A 19,813-nucleotide genomic window follows, 5' to 3' on the forward strand; every position below is an offset into this window, starting at 1 on the left:
GTCGATCGGCCTTGGTGCCCTGATTCTGACGATGTGATCCCAGCGTCAGCCGCCCACACCAAACTCCGTTCGCCAGGTCGATGTCAGCGATGGAGACGCATTGCCACCGATCATCCAGACCCCCGTGCGGGCCCTGGATACGGCCACATAACACAGCTGCTGACGAATCTGAGGATCAGCCCTGAACACATCAGGTGCCACGAAAACCTCTCCAAAACTGCTGCCCTGACTGCGATGCACGGTGAGAACAGCCGCCGGACCGAGGGCGGCGAAGGCATCGCGAATTAAAAAGAAACGGCGCCAGATCGCGCGGCCATTGCTCTTCCCCGCCTCACGGGCCTGCACACGCAAGCGCTGCATCACCGCATCCAGTTGTTGGCGTGCCGCACTGCCAACGGGTGGCTGAAGCCGCAAGGTGAGATTGAGATCCCCCGAACTCACCTCAGCAGAGAGGGTCTCGATGACAGGAACCGGGCCATCCGCAGCACTCAGGCCAAAATCAACGAGATCACATGCTTCCGGCGTGACATCGCGGACCACGACCTCACGGTTCGAGCCGAGCACCATGTCGGGCTCCTCTCCAGCCTCCTCCCCATCCCGGGAGGCCGGCGCCATCACCGCCGAACGGGTGATCAAGACTTCCCCCGGGAGGACTGACATCTGATCGGCCATCTCCCCATGGATGGCCCGTCGGGCATGGGGCACCAGTCGCTCCAGGGTGCGGTTGGTGTAGCAGAGGATTCTCGCGGCATCCGGGTTGTCCTGAAGCGATGCATCGCGAAGCGCAACCCGCGCCTGATTCAGCCATTCCTTTTGCGGCAGCGCGTGCACCTGTCCGCGAGCATCGCGGATCGCTGGCAGCAAAGGCGGTTGCTGACAGGGCAGCCGACCATCCCGCAACCGACTAGCCAACTGCAGCACCGGCCCCTGATGGCGCACCACCTGACGGAGTGATGCCTTGCAGGAGCGCTCCATGGCGAAGACAGGGCTGGTCTGTTCACCCACCGGAGGCAGCTGCGCTGGATCTCCGACAAACACCAAACGGGTCTTGAAAGGGTGGGCACACTGCAAGGCAATGCCGAGCAGGGTGCTGTCGACCATTGAGGCTTCATCGATCAGCACCAAGCCCAGATGCTCAAGAGCCAGGGCGGTCTGTTCGGTGGGCTCACACAGCTCAGAATCGCCGGAGCGTTTCAGCTTCAGCCGCAGCAAGCGATGAATGGTGGAGGGAAACCACGTGGGGTTGAGCCCCTCAAGATCCAACGCCTGACGCAAGACTCCAACGGCCTTATGCGTCGGAGCCACCACGGTCCAACAGAGGCCACTGTCCTCGACCTGTCGCAACATGCGCATCGACAGGAAGGTTTTACCGCTTCCGGCGAAACCGCTCAGCACAAAAGGCGTGCCATCGACAGGGGCCTGAAGCCAGTCAGCGAAAGCCTCAGCCGCTGAGGCCTGATCCGCGGTGAGCTCCGCAGTGGGCGTCACCCCGGGCCAACCCCAAGCAGGCTGAAGAGGTGCCCGGGAGACCCGAGATAGACCAGTCCGGGCAAGGCAACGGCGGGGCCGAACAGACTGCCGACCAACACCTCCAGGCGGCTATGGCCAAGGCTTTCCTTGAGGGGCTTGGGGGGGGCATCAGGCCAGAGTTCATCCGGGAGGCCATTGACCCGCTGCGCCGTAAAACCGGCAGCTCGACGGATGCCACTGGCGTCGTACATCACCACAAACGACACCATTGCCGCGAGAGCAAACAGCGGATGATCAAACCCTAAGGACCATCCGATACAGGCGGCCGTTCCGGTGACCAACGCTGAATGGCTGGAGGGCATGCCGCCGGTCTCGATCAACACCGCAGGGCGAAATCGGCGGTGAACGACGAGCTCAATCACCAATTTCGAGAGTTGTGCCGTGCCACAGGCGATCAGTCCCCAAGCCAAGGAGGTGTTGTCCAAGACCTCATGCAGCACGTCATGGGTCATGCTGGGATCCATCATCGGTCGCGGCTGGTGATGAAGTCGGCCAAAGCCAGCAGAGGCATGGCGCGGTCTGCCCAGGGGGATAAAGCATCCTTGGCCTCCTGAACCAGCGCATCGGCCCGTTGACGTGATTCCTCCAGCCCCAACAACTTGGGATAGGTGGTTTTGTCTGCGATCAGGTCTTTACCGGCTGTTTTGCCAAGCACCTCGCTGCTGGCGGTGATGTCGAGGATGTCGTCGATGATCTGGAACGCAAGGCCGATCCCCCGCGCATACACGCGCAAGGCTTTGATCAGAGCCTCGTCCGCACCGGCGATCATGGCCCCGGTGATCACACAGGCACTGAGCAGGGCTCCGGTCTTGTGCAGGTGGATGTATTCCAACGTCTCAAGACTCACCTCCTTCCCTTCGCTCTCCAAGTCGACCACCTGGCCACCTACCAGGCCAGGTGCTCCAGCAACCAGTGACAGCTCGCCAACCACCTGCAGCAGACGCTCAGGAGGCACCCCCGGACTGCGCAACGCCACCATTTCAAACGCCCGCGTCAACAGGGCATCACCGGCAAGAATGGCCACCGCCTCGCCATACACCTTGTGGTTGGTGGGGCGGCCACGACGCAGGTCGTCGTCATCCATGGCAGGCAGGTCGTCATGGATCAACGACATCGTGTGAATCATTTCCAGCGCCACCGCCGTCGGCATCGCCTGACTCACGGTTCCACCGGCCAGCTCACAGGCGGCCAGACACAGGATCGGCCGGAGACGTTTGCCACCGGCCAACAGCGAATACCGCATCGCTTCCCGCAGCGACTCCGGTCGCTCAGGGCCGAGCGAACCGTCCAGTGCGGCCTCAACCGTCTCCTTCGACCTCTGCAGATAGGCCTTGAAATCAAAGACGTCCGGCTGCGACGGGACGTGGTTAGAGGAGGTCGCCGCGGCGGTCATGTACGAACCGGTACTGGGCGGATTCTCTCAGGCCAGGCCCTCTCAATCTCAGGGTGATTGAAACAACGACATCGGCACCCAATCCATCGGATGGGGAACACGCATTTCGCGGCCCTGTCCGGAGGCGGTGGTGATGGCCAGGTCGTAGGAGACCGAATAGCGCGGAGAGTCACCTTGATAGGGAGTAACCCGGTGACGCAGGTCCGATGGAAACACCAGGAGCCTGTGTTGCTGAGGTGCGAACACCCCTCCCGACACCGCCGCGTCGCTGAAGGGAATCGCCATCACATGGCTGAAGTAGTCATCCGGAGCCCGAAATTCCAACTCTCCGCTTGGATTGCCCGCTTCCGTGGCCACGTAAAACACCGCACTCAACTGGGCATTGCGGTGGGTGTGCAACTCAACCTCGCCTCCCTGTTGGGAACAGACGACAGGCCAGGCTTTCTGGATGTGAACCTCCAGCCCATGCTCCGGTCCCAGCAGCGTCTCGAGGTAATGGGCGACCTGCCGTGACAACTGCTGATTGAGCCACTGAAAGGCCGGGGAACGGTGCAGTTGATCCAGACCAGCCTTGCCCAGCAGATCACCGGTGAGGTTGTTGCGATCACTAAACCGCTGATCGCCGAACACATCGCGATCAAAACAAGCGAGCTCCGCTTCCATCGCTGCGGCAGTGGCGGGATCCGGTTTGAGGTCCGTGTGCAACACCGGTGTCGGAAACAACCACTCCACAGCCATCGGCATTCAGACGATCAGATCGTCAAGTCCATGCTCGAGATCATGACGACGGCACCAGGCGACGACCGTATTGACCAACAACATCGTCACGGTCATCGGACCCACGCCTCCGGGAACAGGGGATAGAGCCGCCGCGACTGACTCAACCTCAGCGGAGCGGACGTCACCGCAGAGACCACCCTCAGGCTTGCGATGGATCCCCACATCAACCACGGCGGCCCCTGGCTTCACATGCTCTGCGCCAACCATCTCGGGGCGGCCAGCGGCAACGACGAGGATGTCAGCCTCACGGGTATGGGCGTGGAGATCCGCCGTACGCGAATGCGCCACCGTCACCGTGGCGTTAGCGGCCTGCAACATCAGTGCCATCGGCTGACCCACCAAAATGCTGCGGCCGATCACGACAGCCCGTTGACCGGCGGGGTCGATGCCATTGCTTTTCAACAGGGCCATCACGCCAGCAGGCGTACAGCTGCGCGGACCTGGCTCTCCCTTGAGGAGGCGGCCCAGGTTCAAGGTGTGAAGACCATCCGCATCTTTTTCAGGGTCGATGGCCTGGAGAAGCGGCGTTTCATCCAGGCCATCAGGGAGCGGAAGTTGAAGCAAGATTCCGTCGACCCGGGGGTCAGCATTGAGCGTCTGAATCGTCTTCAGAACGTCAGATGCTGGGGTATCGGCTGGTAGATGGGCTCCGAAATTCTCGACCCCAATGCGGGCACAGGCCTTCTCTTTATTGGCCACATACACCGCACTGGCGGGGTCGTCTCCCACCCGAAGCACCGCCAGGCCCGGCGGGCGCCCCACCGATGCCACCGCCATCGACACCACGGTGCCCAGACGCGTCTCCACGTCCTTTGCCAGTGCCTTGCCATCCAGACGCAGGGCCATACCTTGGAATCACTGCTTCAAACAGCATGCCTGGGCAGAGCAGCTAGTTTGCTTCTGTCAGCTCTGAAAGCGTGGTTTGCCTCCAGCGAGTGCGCAGCCTGTGGAGGCGCTGGCTGCGTCATCAAGCTCCGGCTGGAAAGCTGCTGAGCTGGAAACCATTTCAACGGATCGGCCTGGTCCTGCTGTGCATCACCGTGAGCGTGGTCGCCAGCCTGCCCTGGTTGCTCAAACCCGATCTTCAACCCGGTGTTCTGGCACCGTTTGATGCCTACGCGCCAAAGGATGCTCTCGTCCGAGACACAACCGCATTGGAGCAGCGCCGCTCCAATCTGGTCGCTCGCTCGGTCGTTCAGGTCATCGACCCGGAGCAGACGGACATGCTGCTCAAACGGTTGGACAGCCAGCTGGCAGAACTCCACCAGTTGAATGAAACCGGTTCTGCGGCGCGGATCGGTCCGGTCAACCTGACCAACCCTGAGCAACGTTGGCTGGAACAACTCAGCCCCAATGAACTCGAACTCTGGGAGCAAGACATCCGTTCAAGCGCGCGACGGATGCTCCATCAGGGGCTGGTGAGCACCCTGGCTGGGTCACAGCTGCGACAGGCCGCCTCGCTCCAACTTGATGCTCTGAAGCTCGATAGCCCAGCGGCCCGAAGCCTCGGCAGCAAACTGCTCGCGAGCAGCCTTGAAGGACGCGGCAATCTCCGAACCGACCCCGTCCTCAGCCGGCAGCTGATCGAAGAACAACTGACCAAACAGGGGATTCCCACGATCGAAGTCAGCCGTGGAGACCTGATCACCCGCAAAGGGGAACCGATCAGTGCCCAGGCCTATGACGTTCTGGATCATTTCGGCAAGGTGCGCCGCGAACCGCAACCGACCGTCTGGTTCGGACGCTTTCTGGAAAGCCTGATCGGCTGTGCCGTTCTGCTGCTGGTGATGCGGCGTAACCGACCGGGCCTCGAAGTACGCCATGCCGTCCTCGCCCTGGGCCTGCTGCTTTTGGTCCAAGGTCTGAAGATCTGGTTTGGTGCCACGGTGAGTCCGCTGGCGGTGCTGGTTCCACCGACGCTTGTGCTGACCGAAGGTCTGGGCACGGGATGTGGACTGATCTGGTTGGCGGTGGCCAGCATGATCTGGCCTGTGCCAGTCAACGGTTTAAGCGAAGGTCGCCTGTTGGTGGCCACCCTCGTTGCCGCCATCGGAGCCCTGGTGGCTGGGCGTCAACGCAGTCGAGGCCAACTCCTCCAGATGGCACTGCTGCTGCCCATGGGTGCCTTACTGGTGCAGTGGCTCCTACTGGTCTTCCAACCCATCACCTCCTGGCGTATCTGGGGGTGGAACAATCCAAGCCTCGATGATCTGGCCGCGGAGTCCGTCCTGCTCGGGCTGCTGCTGATGTTGACGCTGCTGGTCATCCCCGTGCTGGAAGGATTTTTCGGCTTGCTGACCAGAGCACGCTTGCTGGAATTAGCCGATCAGGAACGTCCCCTGCTGCGACGGCTGTCCAAGGAAGCCCCAGGCACCTTTGAGCACACCTTGATGATCTGCAGCCTGGCCGAGGCAGGAGCCCGCTCCATCGGAGCCAACGTGGACCTGATCCGCACCGGGTCGCTGTATCACGATGCTGGCAAGCTGCATGCGCCGAACTGGTTCATCGAAAACCAGAAAGACGGCCCCAATCCCCATGACGCTCTGGATGATCCTGAGGCCAGCGCAGCGGTCCTCCAAGCCCATGTCGACGAAGGACTAAAGCTGGCCCGTCGACACAGGCTTCCCCGTCCAATTGCGGACTTCATTCCTGAACATCAGGGCACCTTGAAGATGGGCTATTTCCTGCACAAAGCCCGCGAAACGGACCCCAATGTGGATGAACAGCGGTTCCGGTACAAGGGCCCTGCGCCTCGGTCCCGGGAAACGGCCATTTTGATGTTGGCGGATGGTTGTGAAGCAGCCCTGCGCTCATTGCCACCGGAAACATCCGATGCCCAGGCCAAGGACACGGTGCGTCGCATCGTGATGTCACGGCAATACGACGGTCAACTCAAAAACAGTGGACTGAGCCGCTCGGAGATCGAGCTGATCACTCGCGCGTTTGTCCAGGTCTGGCGCCGCATGCGGCATCGCCGCATTCCGTACCCGATTCCAGCCCGTCGCCACTGAGGTTCAGATCAGAACCGCATCAAACCCACTCGCCAGCGACGCCAAGCCATCCAGTTGAAGCAAGGGCTCGTCGTCAACAACGAGGAGCAGATTTCCGCGCTGCCGTTCAAGTTCCCATGGCAGGGCTGTAATGGCATCAGAGAGATCAATGCGGTCCTGGCTCGGATCGAAGTCGGTCAGACGATGCAGACCGGCCGCACGCTCAAAGGCGAACACGTCGCGCCCACGACCACCGCGCAGCTCTGATTCAAGGGCTGACACAAGCAACCGATCGGCCCCGGCGCCGGCATCGATCTCCACGAAGGCATCCATGGTCTGAACCTCGATCCGATCGTTTCCAGCTCCAGAGACCACCAGCATCGGCGGAGCAATCGAGGAGCGTCGTGCTGCACGAAGAACGATGGCGTCGTCCCCTTGGTCCGTGAACAGCGTCAGCTCCTCAAGCGCATCATTGCCGCGGGGATGGAGTGTCCAGTGAATGTCTGCTGACGGTTGGGACGCAACAACCTCCAGAACCGCAACATCCGTGAGGTCGTGACGAATGCGTTCAGACGCTCGCTCGATCAAACCGTCCCCTTTCCAATGCAGGCGATGGCTCCGCTCGGATCGAGCCAGGACGATCTCAACCCCATCGCCGATCTGATCATCAGCGCTCTCATCGGGGAGGGGATTTGGGTTGAGCGAAGCAAGACCGGTCGCCGGATCGCCGATCAGTCCCTGAACCCTCGGCAGCTCGGCGGCATCGTCCGGAGGAATCACACCACCGAAACTGCGCCCGAGACGAGCCTGCATCTCGGCGTTGGTTTCACCGATGAACTCATCGCCAATGGTCGGACCAGGATCCTCCGGATCCAGCTGATCGGGCATCTCCGGGAAGAGGACAAAATCAGCCACCTGCTCCTCGAAATAAAGCTGCTGACCGTTGTACGGAGCAAAGTCGAGAAGCACCTGGTCATCCAGGAGGAAATGTTCATTGGCAGAATCCGCCGCGGGGGCGAATTCAGGATCCATCTGAAAATGAAGCCGTTCCTCACGATCCTCAGGATCAAGACCGAGGGGTTGATCGCCAAAACTCAAGTCGCCCTGAAAAAGAAGACGACGACCGATCTGGCGTGGCTCGGGAATCTGTAGATCAACGTTATTACTGAAATAACCACCATCAACAACAATCTCCCCACTCCGAGGAAGCGCAAAACCAACCTCATAATCCTCAACACTGATGTTCTGATACTGATGAACGCCACGGTTGTAGAGATTGGCGCCAGCATCGAAACCGATCTCTCCGGACGAATCCGTCGGACCAATGATCCGGATATCCCGAAATAGGGTATCAACGGTGTAATTAATCAGCATTCCATTTTCATTACTCCAAAGGTCCATGTCCTCCATCAAGCTGAGCGGAAACGCAAAGGCACCAGCCTGTTCCTCCTCCTCCTCTTCAATCGTGATGAAGGTTCTGTGGTAATAGATCTGGGCTCCCAATGCCGATCCATAGGCTTCGTTTCCACGAAAGGGTGCCAAGGGAACAAGTGAAACCGGAACCGTCTCTTCCCCGTTGACACCGGAGGGATCAACAAGACTGGCGGCCGGAAAAACAGGAAGACCCAACCCGTCCTCAAACAACGGCTCGGCATACAGAATCAGACCGCTTCCCGTTGCTCCGCTCACCACGTTGTCGACCACTTCAACGCCGGAGCCCTGCAACCAGAAGCCATCTCCGGCATGGCCGAAGTCGCCGAGTTCCTGACGCAGAATTGGCTCCTCACCCGTTCCATGCATGCGGATGGCAACGTTATTCTTAAAAGATCCAATTTCATCACCGACTTCCGTACTGAAGGCTGAACCTGAGACGTCATAGGCAACATTGTCGACAAAATCGACATAACTGGAATGGTTGACAAATCCCCATCCAGGACTTCCTTCCACCACGCTTCCACTCACACGAACAGGGGCTGTCGCACGGTCGACACCATTGCGATGAAAATGCAATGAATAACGGCCCGACTGATTGGTTCCCGTTCCCTCAACAAACGTCCCATCCTCTTCAAAGTAAGGAGGATCCAGCACCTTCAATTTATCCGTGCGACCAAGATCACGGAATGCAGCATTGGCAATATCCACATCACGGGTATGCATCAACATCACATGACCACGTCGATCCAGCTGTGTTGATTCCGAGCTGATTTCAACGTTGCGGGTCAAATTGGCCAGGTGAGGCCTGAGGTGATCTCTAGGACTGAGGTGATCCTTTTCCAGGGGGCGATCCAGGCTGACGCGGGTTCCATCGAGAGCCGCAATCCGGACCTGCTCATCTCCATCGGCCCCATGGCTGGTCCCCGCCAGCACCAACCGATCCCCGACCTGCCAGTTCAGGGGTTCTGCGTCGAGCAGCAGTTCCCGATCCCCTTGCCGCGGAGGGCTCGCCACGGCGATGGCAGACCGTTTCGGAGCGCCATGCACAAGCGTCTCGCCATGGAGAACGGCTCCTCGCCCCAATAGCGAGGGATCACGCTCCACCGACAGGGGGCCGAGATCGGCAAAGACAATCCTGGCGGAATGATTGGCATCAATGGGCTGAGCGGATGTGCCGACCTCAAGACGTCCCTGGGGTGCACTGACCAGGGTGTCGACCTTGAGCTCCGTCGTGCTGAAAGGGTCAAAGCGCAAGGTGCCATCCAGCCGCACCCAGCGCAGCGACGGCGACCAACGCTCCGTCAGCGTGACCACAACACCAGCTGGAAGGTGAACCCTGGCACCGTCATCGGGAAGGCGACCGTCCTTCCAGGTGTCTGGATCACTCCAGGGGCCGGATCGAACCGCCTGATGGCTGGCCTCAGGTACAGGCACCAGCTCAAGGATCGCCATGTGCTCCTGGGCAAGCACCGGCTGATCTTGATGGGGGGAGCCTGCCATCACGCTGACGGCTTGATCCAGCCGGAATGCCTTGGTGACATCTTGTCCAGAGCCACCCCTTCTGTCAGCTGTCACCACGGCCAAAGCTGACCGCTGCGCAGCCTTAGAGGCTGTCCGGTGAACGGATGACGGGCACGCAACGCGACCGCGTGGAGGTGAAGTCGACCCAGCGGATCGGAGCTGTAGATCGGATCGCCAAAGATTGGGTGGCCGATGCCGCACAAATGGGCCCGGAGTTGGTGCGATCGCCCCGTTCTCGGAACAAGCCAGAGCTGTGTCCAATCCAATCCCCCATCGACACGACGCCAGAGCGTCAGTGCGGATCGACCCTGGGGATGGGCGCCGTAACGCGGCGGGTGACGCGAGAGGCGTGCGAGAGGAACGCGAATCCGACCTGACCCCTCCAAACGGCCATGGACGCGGGCCGCATAGAGCTTGCGAATCCGACGTTCAGCGAACAGGGCACTCCACCGACGCAGACTGTCCTTCCCCCGAGCGACCATGACCAGACCGGATGTGTCTCGATCGAGACGGTGAATCAGATGCAGGTCGGGATCGTCCTCCCGCAGTCGCGTGATCAGGGAATCCTGTTGATGGTCACCGATCCCCGGCTGAACCAGCAGACCAGCAGGCTTGTCGATCACCACAATCCAGGGATCGCGAAAACACTCCTGCACAACTAAGGCTGAATCTGATCCCCGCAATGGCGCCAGAACATGGCCTCAACCTGTGCGGGTGGGAGCTCCTGAATCAGACGAGCCTCAGCTTCAATCTGATGCTGACTGGAGTGATAGAGCTTCAACTCCTGGAACATCTGGGGATCCCTCCGGCGCGCCAGATCCATGGATTGACTGAACAAGCCCGCTGGCATCAGCGGCCCCCCGTTGCAGAACTGCATCACATGCACGGACTCATGGGCCAGCACCACCCAGACCACCTCCGGGTCATTGGGCAAATTGTTGCCGCAGAGCAGCAGACTGCGTTTGGACTGATGAAAGGCCCCCAACAATCCCTGAGGACAGTCCTTTGCGACGAGGGCATTGATCTCGATCCGTTTCAGCAGTCGCAAATAGCGACCGATCTGATCCCAACTCGAGGCCTGAAGTGGAGCCGCCACCAGCAGGCTCAACATCAGGCTTGTCATCAGGAGCTGGCCACCAACACGCAGCAGGAACACCGACTCAGGACAGCACTGATCTCATTGGTCTCAAGAAGTGGACCTCAGGCGTTCAAATCACTGAACTTTTCCAGATTCCCCACAAACGCCGGATTGAAACCGATCAGGACACCAGGCAGCTCAGGGGGTAATCGATGGTGCGCCAATCTCCATTGCCGGTGTTCACCTCGACCGCCAAGCCACGCTGCTGAGGTCCTGGACTCGCACCCTGACCCGAACACCACAGACTGGCATCGGCCAAGGCCAGATCCAAGGTGTCGTACATCGCATCCAAGACGGGATGGGGCTGGCCATCCAGTCCGACGAGGCGGTAACGCGGAGGAAAAGCCCTCATCGAAGGACGATCCCGAATCTGTCCCTCAGTTTGCCATGGTCGACGGGTTGGTCAACATGAGCCAAGGGAGCACCGCAGGAGCACGATGCAGAACGTTCTATTCAGCGCTTATCAGACCTTGATGGCCAAAGCTCCTGGAGCGGCCTTCCGCAAAGCACGCGCGCTGTATCTGAACAAATATTCCTTCCCAGACAGCAATCCCAACAACGCTTTTCGGCTGTTCGTCTGCCGAGAAGCTTTGGATGAAGGGTTGCGGCCCGCCGATGACGGCAACCCGGACCATCAAATCGTGAGCCTGACATCCACCGCCCTCGAGCTGGCCGTTGTCCACTGGCAAAACCCCATGGCAGCCGAAACCGAGATCGTGCTGCGCTACCTGCACGACCACTGGGGTTTGCCATTGGAGCCATCCGCACTCAGCCCCCAAAACGAGCCCTGGTTTCGCGATGGCGGCCATCAAACGCGTCTGGCGGCCCCTTCAGGGCTGCAAATCCGGCAGGAGAGTCTGTTGACGCTGCGCGACTAAAAACCGATGAAAATCTGGACGCAGCATCTGAACCACCACGGCATCGCTATGGCAAGGGGGACCGTTCTCTTCCACGTGTCATGTTCTCAAGCTATGCCGAGCGCTACGTGCTGAAAAGCGCCAAAGCAGGACGTTTCCTCGGGGTCAACACCCTGACCAACGAAATTGAACCCAGCGAGTCGATGGACAAGGCCTGGGTGTTCCATACACACGATGGAGCCGTCACCCACGCCCTGTGGATTGGAGAAGTCCATGGCGAAACGCCAGACGTTGTTCGCTTGTCCTGATTGTTTCGTGCGCTTCTGAAGCGAAACGTTGTCGTCCTACGGACTGCCTGGTCTCGCTGAACAGTCTCAACTGATGCTTGACATCGGGTTTAGCGAACCAGGGAATCCACAGTCTTCAACCAGCGATTACTCGGGGCCCCAGATGCGCTGCAAAACGGCAATGTCGTAGGCGGTGAAAAAGCGTGGGGGCCCACCTGGACGGGGCTTGTAGGCCATCACCGTCACCCCGGCATGGGCCGAAGCCGCCGAAAAGGGCTGGTTGTCATACAAGCAATCTCCATCGGAATCCGCAAAGGGGTGTTCCAGCCCAAGGGCATGCCCGAACTCATGGAGAAACAGCCAGATTGGGTCTTCCGCTCCGGTGGCAATTCCCCTGCATCCATTGAGAATCATGATCGCTTGGGTGCCCGTCGCGTTCTGAGTAACAGCCCCCTCTTTCCGATCATTGGGGTCGCAGTAACCGACGATGACCAGGTCGGCATCCTTGGCACGACGCACCTGGCGGAAATCAAGCGAAATCAACCGATCCGTGGCCTGGATCAACTGAATCCCAAGTGCTTTTTCATGGTCGTAAAAGGGATCAGCCCTGAAACTTTGCGTCGGGGCACCCGGAACGATGTGGCCCTGCTCATTGCCGTAAACGACCCGATAGCGACGGGGCCGCATTTCGAAGAAATAGTTGATCGTGGTACGACCATTGAGAAAGTCCTGATCCGCAGCATTCCATGGGGCAACCAAGGCTCGAGCGGTGAGTTGGTGGTCGCATGGATTGGCAAGCGCCGGAAGCGGAGCCAGTGCAGCCAACACAGCCCAAGCCAGTGTCCACGGTTTCATGACGTCATCCGTCCCACCACTGATCCACCCATAGGCAGAACAGACAACAAGCACAACAGGGCTGCCAGACCCGATTCAAGACGAGGACAAGATCGAAACAAAATCAGCAATGCCCCCGATGGGCCATGGACCTCGGAGGGGCAACACCTCACTCCAAGGCCACAGCCTGAACATCACCGCTTGGGAAGACTGACTTGATACATCGTGTCGCCAACAGGCTTCCATTGCACAACATGGAGGCGATCAATCTGATACCGATCAAGACAGTCCCAGATATCACCTCCAGTCAACGTGGCCATCGACCAGTGATCTCCTTGGCTCATCATCTGCTTCCTAACGTGATCCTTCCATTCAACCCAAGCCAAATCGGGATAAGAGGAGACATAGTCATTCAGAATGACCACGGTGAAATCCATTGCGAACCCAGATTTAATGGCTACAAATTATAAAGGCTACTCGTCGACTCAGCCCGCAAGACACCCATACCATCCTCCGCAATCGTGGGTAGCATACAAAGTTCAACAGGTAGACGTCAGTGGGAATCTCACCTCGAACTGTCAAACTTAAAGTGAAGGGTGGAGGGAGTGCATCCTTCACAACAGAACGCCAAGATGAGGACATTGTCCTGGCCACATTCAAAGCCAGAGGGAAAGACTTCAAATCCGTCCCCAAGGGATTTCTAGCCATTGATCCCAATAGCAATTTGGTCTACACAGGCTTTGACGCAGACCAAGACGGAATCATCAACGTCAAAAAAGATTCATTCGCCCAACACACCGTCCAAATTGACCCCTTCAGCAACGACATCACCGCCAGCGAAAAACTTGCCAATCAATTCTCAAGCAAAAAGAGCAAAGGCAAGATGCTCTTTAAGCCCAAAGAACTAAGCCAATCATTGGTTACCTTTGAAACAATATTGAGCGACGAAAGGCTTTCACCCAGCACTCAGCTGTCGGATGGAGACCCCGTCCTCAGCACGGATGGTTCGTATACCTATACAGCACTCATCAACGACATTCTGTCAGCAGGACTTTGAGCGACTTCTCCTAAGCCTCCAGCCCTCCATAGCGGACGACTGCGCAATCCTGCAACACTCTCCTTCAAAAGGGAAAGCGATGGCATGCTTCATGAGCATGCCTTGGGTCGAGGGATTGGTTGAGCAAATCCAAGCATTCGATCATCAATCCAAACAGCTATCGCCCCGCCATGACTGACGGCGTAAATGCCTGTGTGGTCCTGGATGCTCTCTTGCACTTCAGACATCATCACCACCTGGATCTGCGCTGCCAAGAACATTGGGGGGAAAGGGTCCACTCGTCGCCCCCCGGCGTGACAGCTGTCTCACCCGAGTTACGTCCACTATCCATTCACAAAATTGCGCAGCCGGCGCGCATCATCCCCTTGCTGCGCTTGAAGCTCAGCGGCGCTGCGTGCTTGGTCAGCACGATGCTGTGCCGCAAGGATGTCCTCATCATTGATCGATAACCCCCGCTCCTCCGCCAACTGCTTCAAGGTGTCCAGGTCCACCGGCTGACTCAGGCTGATGCGCAAGGCCTCGTCATCTGTACGCATCGCCAACAGGCGATCAAGATCCTCGAGTGACATGGCTGGGCGAGCTCATCAACGGACATCTCCCATTCAACCCTTCACGGCATCGCCGCTGGCATTGGGAAGAATGAAGCGCTGCAGAGCAATGAAGACAACCAGAACCGGAAGGATCGAAACCACCGAGCCAGCTGCCACGATCCGCCAATCCAAGGAAAAGCTGCTCGACAGCTGTTGCAGTCCCAGTGGAAGGGTGTAGAGGCCCGGTTCGTCCAAAATCACCAGAGGCCAGAGAAAATCACTCCATGTTCCAATAAACACGAACATGGCCAGGGTGATGAGATCCGCTCGGGCTGCAGGAATCATCACGTTCCACCACTCTCCCAAGCGGCTGCAACCATCAATGCGTGCCGCTTCCTCCAGTTCCACCGGAACGGCCAGAAAACTCTGGCGGAGCAGATACAGGCCAAAGGCTGTGGCTGCCTGAGGGATCACCAAAGCCATCAAGGTATTGCGCAATCCCAGCTGAACCATCAGCAGGTAGAGCGGAATCATCACCACCTGAAAGGGAATCAGAATCGTGGCTACAACCAGAGCCAGAACAATCCCCCGGCCTGCAAAGCGCATGCGAGCCAGAGGATAAGCAGCCAGAGAGCAGAACAACAGGTTGGCCACCACCGCCAGGCCACTGACCACAGTGCTGTTGACCAGATAGGTGGTCAACGGATGGTCACTGAACAAACGCCGGTAGGCATCAAAACTCGGCTCCTGTGGCAACAGTGCGGGAGGACTGCTGAAAATATTCTCAGTCGGACCTTTCAGCGACGTGCTCACCAGCCAGAGCAACGGAATCAGTATCAGCAAAGCCAGTGCAATGACCAGCAGAAGCTGAAGCAGGCCCAGGGCAGAGCGACGCATCAACAGAACATCAGAGGATGGGACGTTCCTCCATGGTCACAGGATCTTTCTGGGGATGCAGAGGTTGTTTGTGTTCACCGGCAACCAGACGATTCAAAGCATTAATGAACGCCATGGCAGCAGCGACCACAACATCCGTATCAGCGGCATGACCGGAGTAGAGCGATCCATCCCGACGCAATCGAATGGTCACCTCACCCATCGCATCGATCCCCTCGGTGACCGACTTCACCGAAAATTCGATCAGCTCATTGGGCACTCCGGCCAGGGAGTTCAAGGCACGGCAGACCGCATCAACGGGGCCAGTGCCAACGGCAGAGAGTGTCTGCTCACCACCTTGTTCATCAGCCAGAGTCACGGTGGCCGTCGGTCGCAGGCTGCTGCCACAGCTCACTTGAACCAACTTGAGCTGGAAGCGTGCATCCGGTTGCTGCACCTGTTCGCTCACGATCGCCTCGAGATCTCGATCGGTGATCTCACGCTTGCGGTCAGCTAAGTCCTTGAACCGCGCGAAGGCTTCATCGAGATCTTCCCGGGAGAGGTCGTAGCCGAGCTCCTCGAGACGCGCCCTCACGGCACTGCGGCCACTGAGCTTGCCAAGGGAAATACGGTTATCGCTTAGGCCAACGGTGCGGGCATCGATGATCTCGTAGGTCAGCCGATTTTTCAGAACACCATCCTGATGAATGCCCGATTCATGGGCGAAGGCATTCGCACCAACAATGGCCTTGTTGGGTTGAACGACCATTCCAGTGAGGTTGGAGACCAACCTTGAGGTCTTGGTGATTTCTTCCGTTCGAACGCCGGTCAATGGCGTGGGACTGTCCTCATCGCGATCAAAGAACGGGTTGTAGTAGCGGCGGCGCACATGCAACGCCATGACCAGTTCCTCAAGCGAAGCGTTACCGGCCCGCTCACCAATGCCATTAATCGTGCATTCGAGCTGACGGGCACCCTGCTTCACCGCCTCCAGGAAATTCGCCACGGCCAAGCCGAGGTCGTTGTGGCCATGCACTGACAACACGGCCTCATTGATGTTGGGGACATTCCGATTAATGCCGGCGATGAGATCACCAAACTCCGAGGGCGTGGTGTAGCCAACCGTGTCAGGGATGTTGATCGTGGTGGCACCGGCACTGATCGCGGCCTCGATCACCTCGTAGAGAAACTCGGGATCGCTGCGACCGGCATCTTCACAGGAGAATTCAATGTCCTCCACCAGCGAGCGGGCGTAGCCGACCATCTCCGGCACAATCGCCAGTACATCAGCACGACTCTTTCGCAACTTGTGCTCGAGGTGGATGTCGCTGGTGGCAATAAACGTATGAATCCGACTGCGCGGCGCCGGCGCGACCGCCTCAGCACAGGCCTTGATATCAGCTCTGGAGGCCCGGGCCAGACCACAAATAATCGGGCCTTGCTCTCCGCCGACCACCTGGGCAATCCGCTGCACGGCGGTGAAATCTCCGGGGCTGGCGAAGGGAAATCCAGCCTCGATCACATCCACCCCAAGGCGTGCCAGCTGCTGGGCGATCGCCAGTTTTTCCTCAAGGTTGAGGCTGGCACCAGGAGATTGCTCTCCATCGCGGAGCGTGGTGTCAAAAATCAGGACACGTCCTGGGTCCTTGGCCATATCGAGGCTGTGCGGGAGGCGTTAGTCGGACTGACTATGAGTTAGAGAAGTCTAAGCGAGAAGGGTGGATTATCCGAATCCAGAACCTTCTGGATAAATCGTTCTACATTCAACCCCCCATGGGTGTGACGTTGTGAAGGGAGACGGAGGCGCACTCGCCCTGGTTCTCCACGCGCACCTGCCCTACGTGCGCTCCGCCCAGCCTGGATCCCTCGAGGAAGACTGGTTTTTTCAAGCGTTGCTGGAGTGCTATCTCCCGCTGCTCACTGTTCTTGAAACCGCCGCCTCCGACGCGCAGCAAGCACCACGGCTCACGGTGGGGCTCTCACCGACCCTGCTGTCACTCCTCAGCGACCCTGAGCTGAGCCAGCGTTTCCCTGGTTGGTTAAACGCTCGGCTGGATCTCTTGCCCCTGGCGGATCCGTCGCTCCGCTCCGCTGCGGATCACCTGGCCGATCGCATCCGCCAACAGCGACAGTCCTGGATCGACTGTGAGGGCGATCTGATCGGACGCTTTGCCGCCCTGCAAAAGACAGGTGTGGTTGACCTACTGACCTGTGGAGCGACCCATGGGTATCTCCCCTTACTGCGGCAGAACCCTGAGGCGGTCCGGGGCCAACTGAGAACAGCCGTCCGTGAACACCAACGTCTGGTCGGAGAGCGCCCCCTGGGCATCTGGTTACCGGAATGCGCCTATTACGAGGGTCTTGATGGCTGGATGCGGGACGCTGGTCTTCGCTACGCCGTCCTCGACGGCCATGGTCTGTTGCACGCGCGACCCCGACCCCGCTATGGGGTGTACGCGCCCATTTGCAGCCGCAACGGCGTCGCCTTCTTTGGGCGAGACAGCGAAGCCACCCTGCCTGTGTGGTCTGCCAAAGATGGCTATCCCGGTCATCCGGCCTACCGGGAATTCCACCGTGACCTCGGCTGGGATCTTCCGCTGGAAGCCCTCCAACCGTTGGGGTTGGACGCCCCAAGACCACTCAGCCTGAAACTGCATCGGGTCACCGATCACGCAGTTGCCCTGGACGGGAAACAGCCCTACGACCCGGAGGTCGCTGCGCGACAAATCCAGATCCATGCCAGGGATTACCTCGCCGGACGCCGTCGGCAGCTGGATCGCCTGAAGCAGGCAATGACGTCCGCGGATCCACTCCTTGTTGCGCCATTTGATGCCGAACTGTTCGGCCATTGGTGGTTCGAAGGCCCAACATTTCTTGGCGAGCTGTTCCGCCAGGGACCCGAACAGGCGATCCGCTTCACCCGCCTGCGGGACATCCTGGAGGCCCAACCGAACCTGCAGCTCTGCGATCCAAGCCCATCGAGCTGGGGGCAGGGTGGATTCCACAATTACTGGCTGAATGAAACCAACGCCTGGATCGTTCCGGAATGGGAGCGTGCCGGTGCAGCGATGGTGCAGCGCTGCAGCCGGGGTGTCGGTAGCGAGCAGTCTCTCGCTTATCTGAAACAGGCAGGGCGTGAACTGCTTCTGGCCCAGTCATCCGACTGGAGTTTCATCCTGCGGGCCGGCACCACCACCGATCTGGCCAGGGAACGGGTCGAACGCCATCTCGGCCGCTTCTGGACTCTGATGCAAGCCATCGACACGGGCTCCGCCGTGAATCACGACTGGCTTCAAGAGGTGGAAGCAGATGACCGGTTATTCCCGCTGATTCAGCCCTCTGACTGGGCAAAAGTTGGCGGCTGAGGATGCGCAGCACCAAGGACCAAGCCTCGGCGAACATCCCATGGAGCAAGGGCGAACAGCCGCAGCATCACCCCCATCAACCGAGGCAGCGGCAGTGTGTTGGTCAGAAAGCCAAACCATTCCTCCTGCGGCAAAGCAAAGAAGGTGGCGAAATGACGCCGCAACAGGGTTTCGTCGAATCCCATCAAACGGCTGAGGCCAAACTGATAGAGCTGATGACGAAGCACAAGCTCCAGGGGCCAAAGTGCCCGCCAACCAGAACGGGCCAGAGCCGCTGAGCCGAGGTCTGGGTTCGCCAAAGCCTCCGCAAGGGCCTGCGCCAGAGCTGGGCCGCGCCGAAGGAGCGCACCCACCATGTATCCGGAGGCTGGGTGGACCATGCTCGCTGCGCCGCCGAAGGCCAGCAATGGCTGGGTCCGGTCCGGCAAGGGAAGATTCATTGGGAAGAGGCAGAACTCCTCATGGATCACCTCCGTGATCTGCACACCGCGCTGATCCAAGCGCTGTTGGAGCCGTTGCTGAAGCACGTCGTAGGGAACGCCCGGTGCCAAGGCAAGCGAGGTTTCTTCCAGAAAGAACACACCATCTCCCAGATCCATCGCATAGAGAAAGGTGGGCGGTTCGCTGCGCTGGGCGTCACTGAGGTGATCGCAGCGGTAGTCCATCAACACAAAGCGACCGGCCTCGATCGGGTTCTTTGAACATCGCCCCACCACGCCATAGGCCGCCTGACCGGCCACCGGCCCCTGATCCGGCCGCTTGATGTGTGGCGTCCGTGATCCGGACGCATCAATCACCAGACGCGCCTGGCGTTGTTGACCGGAACTGCAGCTCACCGTGCTGAGGGAGGAAGCCACCGACACCCGTTCAGCGGTGTCCCGATGCCACCGCACCCCTGCAGCACGCTTCAGCCAGTGCTGCTGCAGTTGGGCCCGATCGAACAGGCCGTAATCGATGCCATGGGCTGTGACCTGATCCTGTTGGACCGTGCCACCGGATCCGAAATAACTCACCGTGTCGGTCCAACGGTGCTCAAGCAGTGGTTCCAGACCCAGCGCTGTGAGCTCATCCGCCCAGATGCCATAGGTGTTGGGCCAAGCAGCCTCCACGGGCTCCGGAGCGATGCCTTCGACCACAACCCCGCACTGATGGAGTTCAGCGGCGATGCAGAGGGCAGCGGGACCGCCCCCCAACACCAGCACATCAGGCCAATCAGCCAAG

20 protein-coding genes are annotated in these 19,813 nt (G+C 59.3%); 5 read left to right on the plus strand and 15 right to left on the minus strand.

All coding sequences use genetic code 11. The annotated features are described in order from the left end of the window. Positions 1-45 precede the first annotated feature (45 nt). Genes ACGVKB_RS05080 through folD form a run of 5 tightly spaced genes read right to left on the minus strand, consistent with a single transcriptional unit; the run spans position 46 to position 4,549 of the window. Positions 46-1,488, minus strand: coding sequence for an ATP-dependent RecD-like DNA helicase (locus tag ACGVKB_RS05080; RefSeq protein ID WP_392350190.1), 1,443 nt, complete (start codon positions 1,486-1,488; stop codon positions 46-48). Next, on the minus strand, positions 1,485-1,997 hold the full coding sequence (locus tag ACGVKB_RS05085; RefSeq protein WP_392350191.1) for a divergent PAP2 family protein: 513 nt from the start codon (positions 1,995-1,997) through the stop codon (positions 1,485-1,487). Before ACGVKB_RS05085 ends, ACGVKB_RS05080 begins: the two co-directional genes overlap by 4 nt. After that, entirely contained in the window at positions 1,994-2,923 is a 930-nt protein-coding gene (gene crtE, locus ACGVKB_RS05090) for a geranylgeranyl diphosphate synthase CrtE (protein WP_392350192.1), read from the minus strand. Before crtE ends, ACGVKB_RS05085 begins: the two co-directional genes overlap by 4 nt. Positions 2,924-2,971: 48 nt before the next feature. Continuing rightward, positions 2,972-3,667, minus strand: a complete 696-nt coding sequence (locus ACGVKB_RS05095; RefSeq protein ID WP_392350193.1) for a TIGR02466 family protein — start codon at positions 3,665-3,667, stop codon at positions 2,972-2,974. Then, complete coding sequence (gene folD / locus ACGVKB_RS05100) at positions 3,668-4,549, minus strand: bifunctional methylenetetrahydrofolate dehydrogenase/methenyltetrahydrofolate cyclohydrolase FolD (RefSeq protein ID WP_392350194.1); 882 nt, start codon at positions 4,547-4,549, stop codon at positions 3,668-3,670. A gap of 71 nt (positions 4,550-4,620) precedes the next feature. On the opposite strand from folD, the gene ACGVKB_RS05105 reads away from it, so the two are divergent. Further along, positions 4,621-6,714 carry an HDIG domain-containing metalloprotein gene (locus ACGVKB_RS05105; protein ID WP_392350195.1) on the plus strand — a complete coding sequence of 698 codons (2,094 nt, stop codon included), beginning with the start codon at positions 4,621-4,623 and terminating at the stop codon, positions 6,712-6,714. A 3-nt stretch (positions 6,715-6,717) separates the two neighbouring features. Here ACGVKB_RS05105 and ACGVKB_RS05110 read toward each other — a convergent pair whose 3' ends face one another. From ACGVKB_RS05110 to ACGVKB_RS05125, 4 genes are all read right to left on the minus strand, one after another. Next, on the minus strand, positions 6,718-9,627 hold the full coding sequence (locus ACGVKB_RS05110; RefSeq protein WP_392350196.1) for a G8 domain-containing protein: 2,910 nt from the start codon (positions 9,625-9,627) through the stop codon (positions 6,718-6,720). A gap of 71 nt (positions 9,628-9,698) precedes the next feature. Continuing rightward, positions 9,699-10,304 (minus strand): RluA family pseudouridine synthase, encoded by a 606-nt coding sequence (locus ACGVKB_RS05115; protein WP_392350197.1) that lies wholly within the window; start codon positions 10,302-10,304, stop codon positions 9,699-9,701. A gap of 2 nt (positions 10,305-10,306) precedes the next feature. Then, positions 10,307-10,804, minus strand: a complete 498-nt coding sequence (locus tag ACGVKB_RS05120) for a hypothetical protein (protein ID WP_392350198.1) — start codon at positions 10,802-10,804, stop codon at positions 10,307-10,309. A gap of 103 nt (positions 10,805-10,907) precedes the next feature. Further along, complete coding sequence (locus tag ACGVKB_RS05125; RefSeq protein ID WP_392350199.1) at positions 10,908-11,138, minus strand: hypothetical protein; 231 nt, start codon at positions 11,136-11,138, stop codon at positions 10,908-10,910. Positions 11,139-11,223: 85 nt separating this feature from the next. Between ACGVKB_RS05125 and ACGVKB_RS05130 the strand changes: the two genes are divergently transcribed. Continuing rightward, the gene (locus ACGVKB_RS05130) at positions 11,224-11,664 is read left to right on the plus strand and encodes a hypothetical protein (RefSeq protein WP_392350200.1); all 441 of its coding nucleotides are present in this window, start codon (positions 11,224-11,226) and stop codon (positions 11,662-11,664) included. An 80-nt stretch (positions 11,665-11,744) separates the two neighbouring features. Continuing rightward, a complete protein-coding gene (locus ACGVKB_RS05135; protein WP_392350201.1) occupies positions 11,745-11,951 on the plus strand; it encodes a hypothetical protein in 207 nt (68 codons plus the stop codon). 126 nt (positions 11,952-12,077) lie between these two features. Here the strand turns inward: ACGVKB_RS05135 and ACGVKB_RS05140 are convergent, their stop codons facing one another. Further along, positions 12,078-12,785, minus strand: coding sequence for a reprolysin-like metallopeptidase (locus tag ACGVKB_RS05140; RefSeq protein ID WP_392350202.1), 708 nt, complete (start codon positions 12,783-12,785; stop codon positions 12,078-12,080). 173 nt (positions 12,786-12,958) lie between these two features. Further along, complete coding sequence (locus ACGVKB_RS05145) at positions 12,959-13,201, minus strand: hypothetical protein (protein WP_392350203.1); 243 nt, start codon at positions 13,199-13,201, stop codon at positions 12,959-12,961. Between the two features lie 119 nt (positions 13,202-13,320). On the opposite strand from ACGVKB_RS05145, the gene ACGVKB_RS05150 reads away from it, so the two are divergent. Continuing rightward, positions 13,321-13,821 (plus strand): hypothetical protein, encoded by a 501-nt coding sequence (locus ACGVKB_RS05150; protein ID WP_392350204.1) that lies wholly within the window; start codon positions 13,321-13,323, stop codon positions 13,819-13,821. A gap of 323 nt (positions 13,822-14,144) precedes the next feature. Here the strand turns inward: ACGVKB_RS05150 and ACGVKB_RS05155 are convergent, their stop codons facing one another. From ACGVKB_RS05155 to ACGVKB_RS05165, 3 genes are read right to left on the minus strand one after another with little or no spacing between them, the layout of a single operon-like run. After that, positions 14,145-14,390: a Nif11 family protein gene (locus ACGVKB_RS05155; RefSeq protein WP_392350205.1), complete on the minus strand. Its 246-nt coding sequence runs from the start codon at positions 14,388-14,390 to the stop codon at positions 14,145-14,147. A gap of 33 nt (positions 14,391-14,423) precedes the next feature. Next, positions 14,424-15,248 carry a carbohydrate ABC transporter permease gene (locus ACGVKB_RS05160; protein ID WP_392350206.1) on the minus strand — a complete coding sequence of 275 codons (825 nt, stop codon included), beginning with the start codon at positions 15,246-15,248 and terminating at the stop codon, positions 14,424-14,426. 10 nt (positions 15,249-15,258) lie between these two features. Continuing rightward, complete coding sequence (locus ACGVKB_RS05165) at positions 15,259-16,881, minus strand: 2-isopropylmalate synthase (protein WP_392350207.1); 1,623 nt, start codon at positions 16,879-16,881, stop codon at positions 15,259-15,261. Between the two features lie 133 nt (positions 16,882-17,014). On the opposite strand from ACGVKB_RS05165, the gene ACGVKB_RS05170 reads away from it, so the two are divergent. Then, complete coding sequence (locus ACGVKB_RS05170; protein WP_392350208.1) at positions 17,015-18,592, plus strand: glycoside hydrolase family 57 protein; 1,578 nt, start codon at positions 17,015-17,017, stop codon at positions 18,590-18,592. On the opposite strand, the gene crtL is transcribed toward ACGVKB_RS05170, so the two are convergent. Next, complete coding sequence (gene crtL, locus ACGVKB_RS05175; protein ID WP_392350209.1) at positions 18,559-19,812, minus strand: lycopene beta cyclase; 1,254 nt, start codon at positions 19,810-19,812, stop codon at positions 18,559-18,561. The genes ACGVKB_RS05170 and crtL overlap by 34 nt on opposite strands. Position 19,813: the final 1 nt, after the last annotated feature.

The sequence above is a fragment of the Parasynechococcus sp. genome, assembly GCF_042954325.1.
GTDB lineage: Bacteria > Cyanobacteriota > Cyanobacteriia > PCC-6307 > Cyanobiaceae > Parasynechococcus.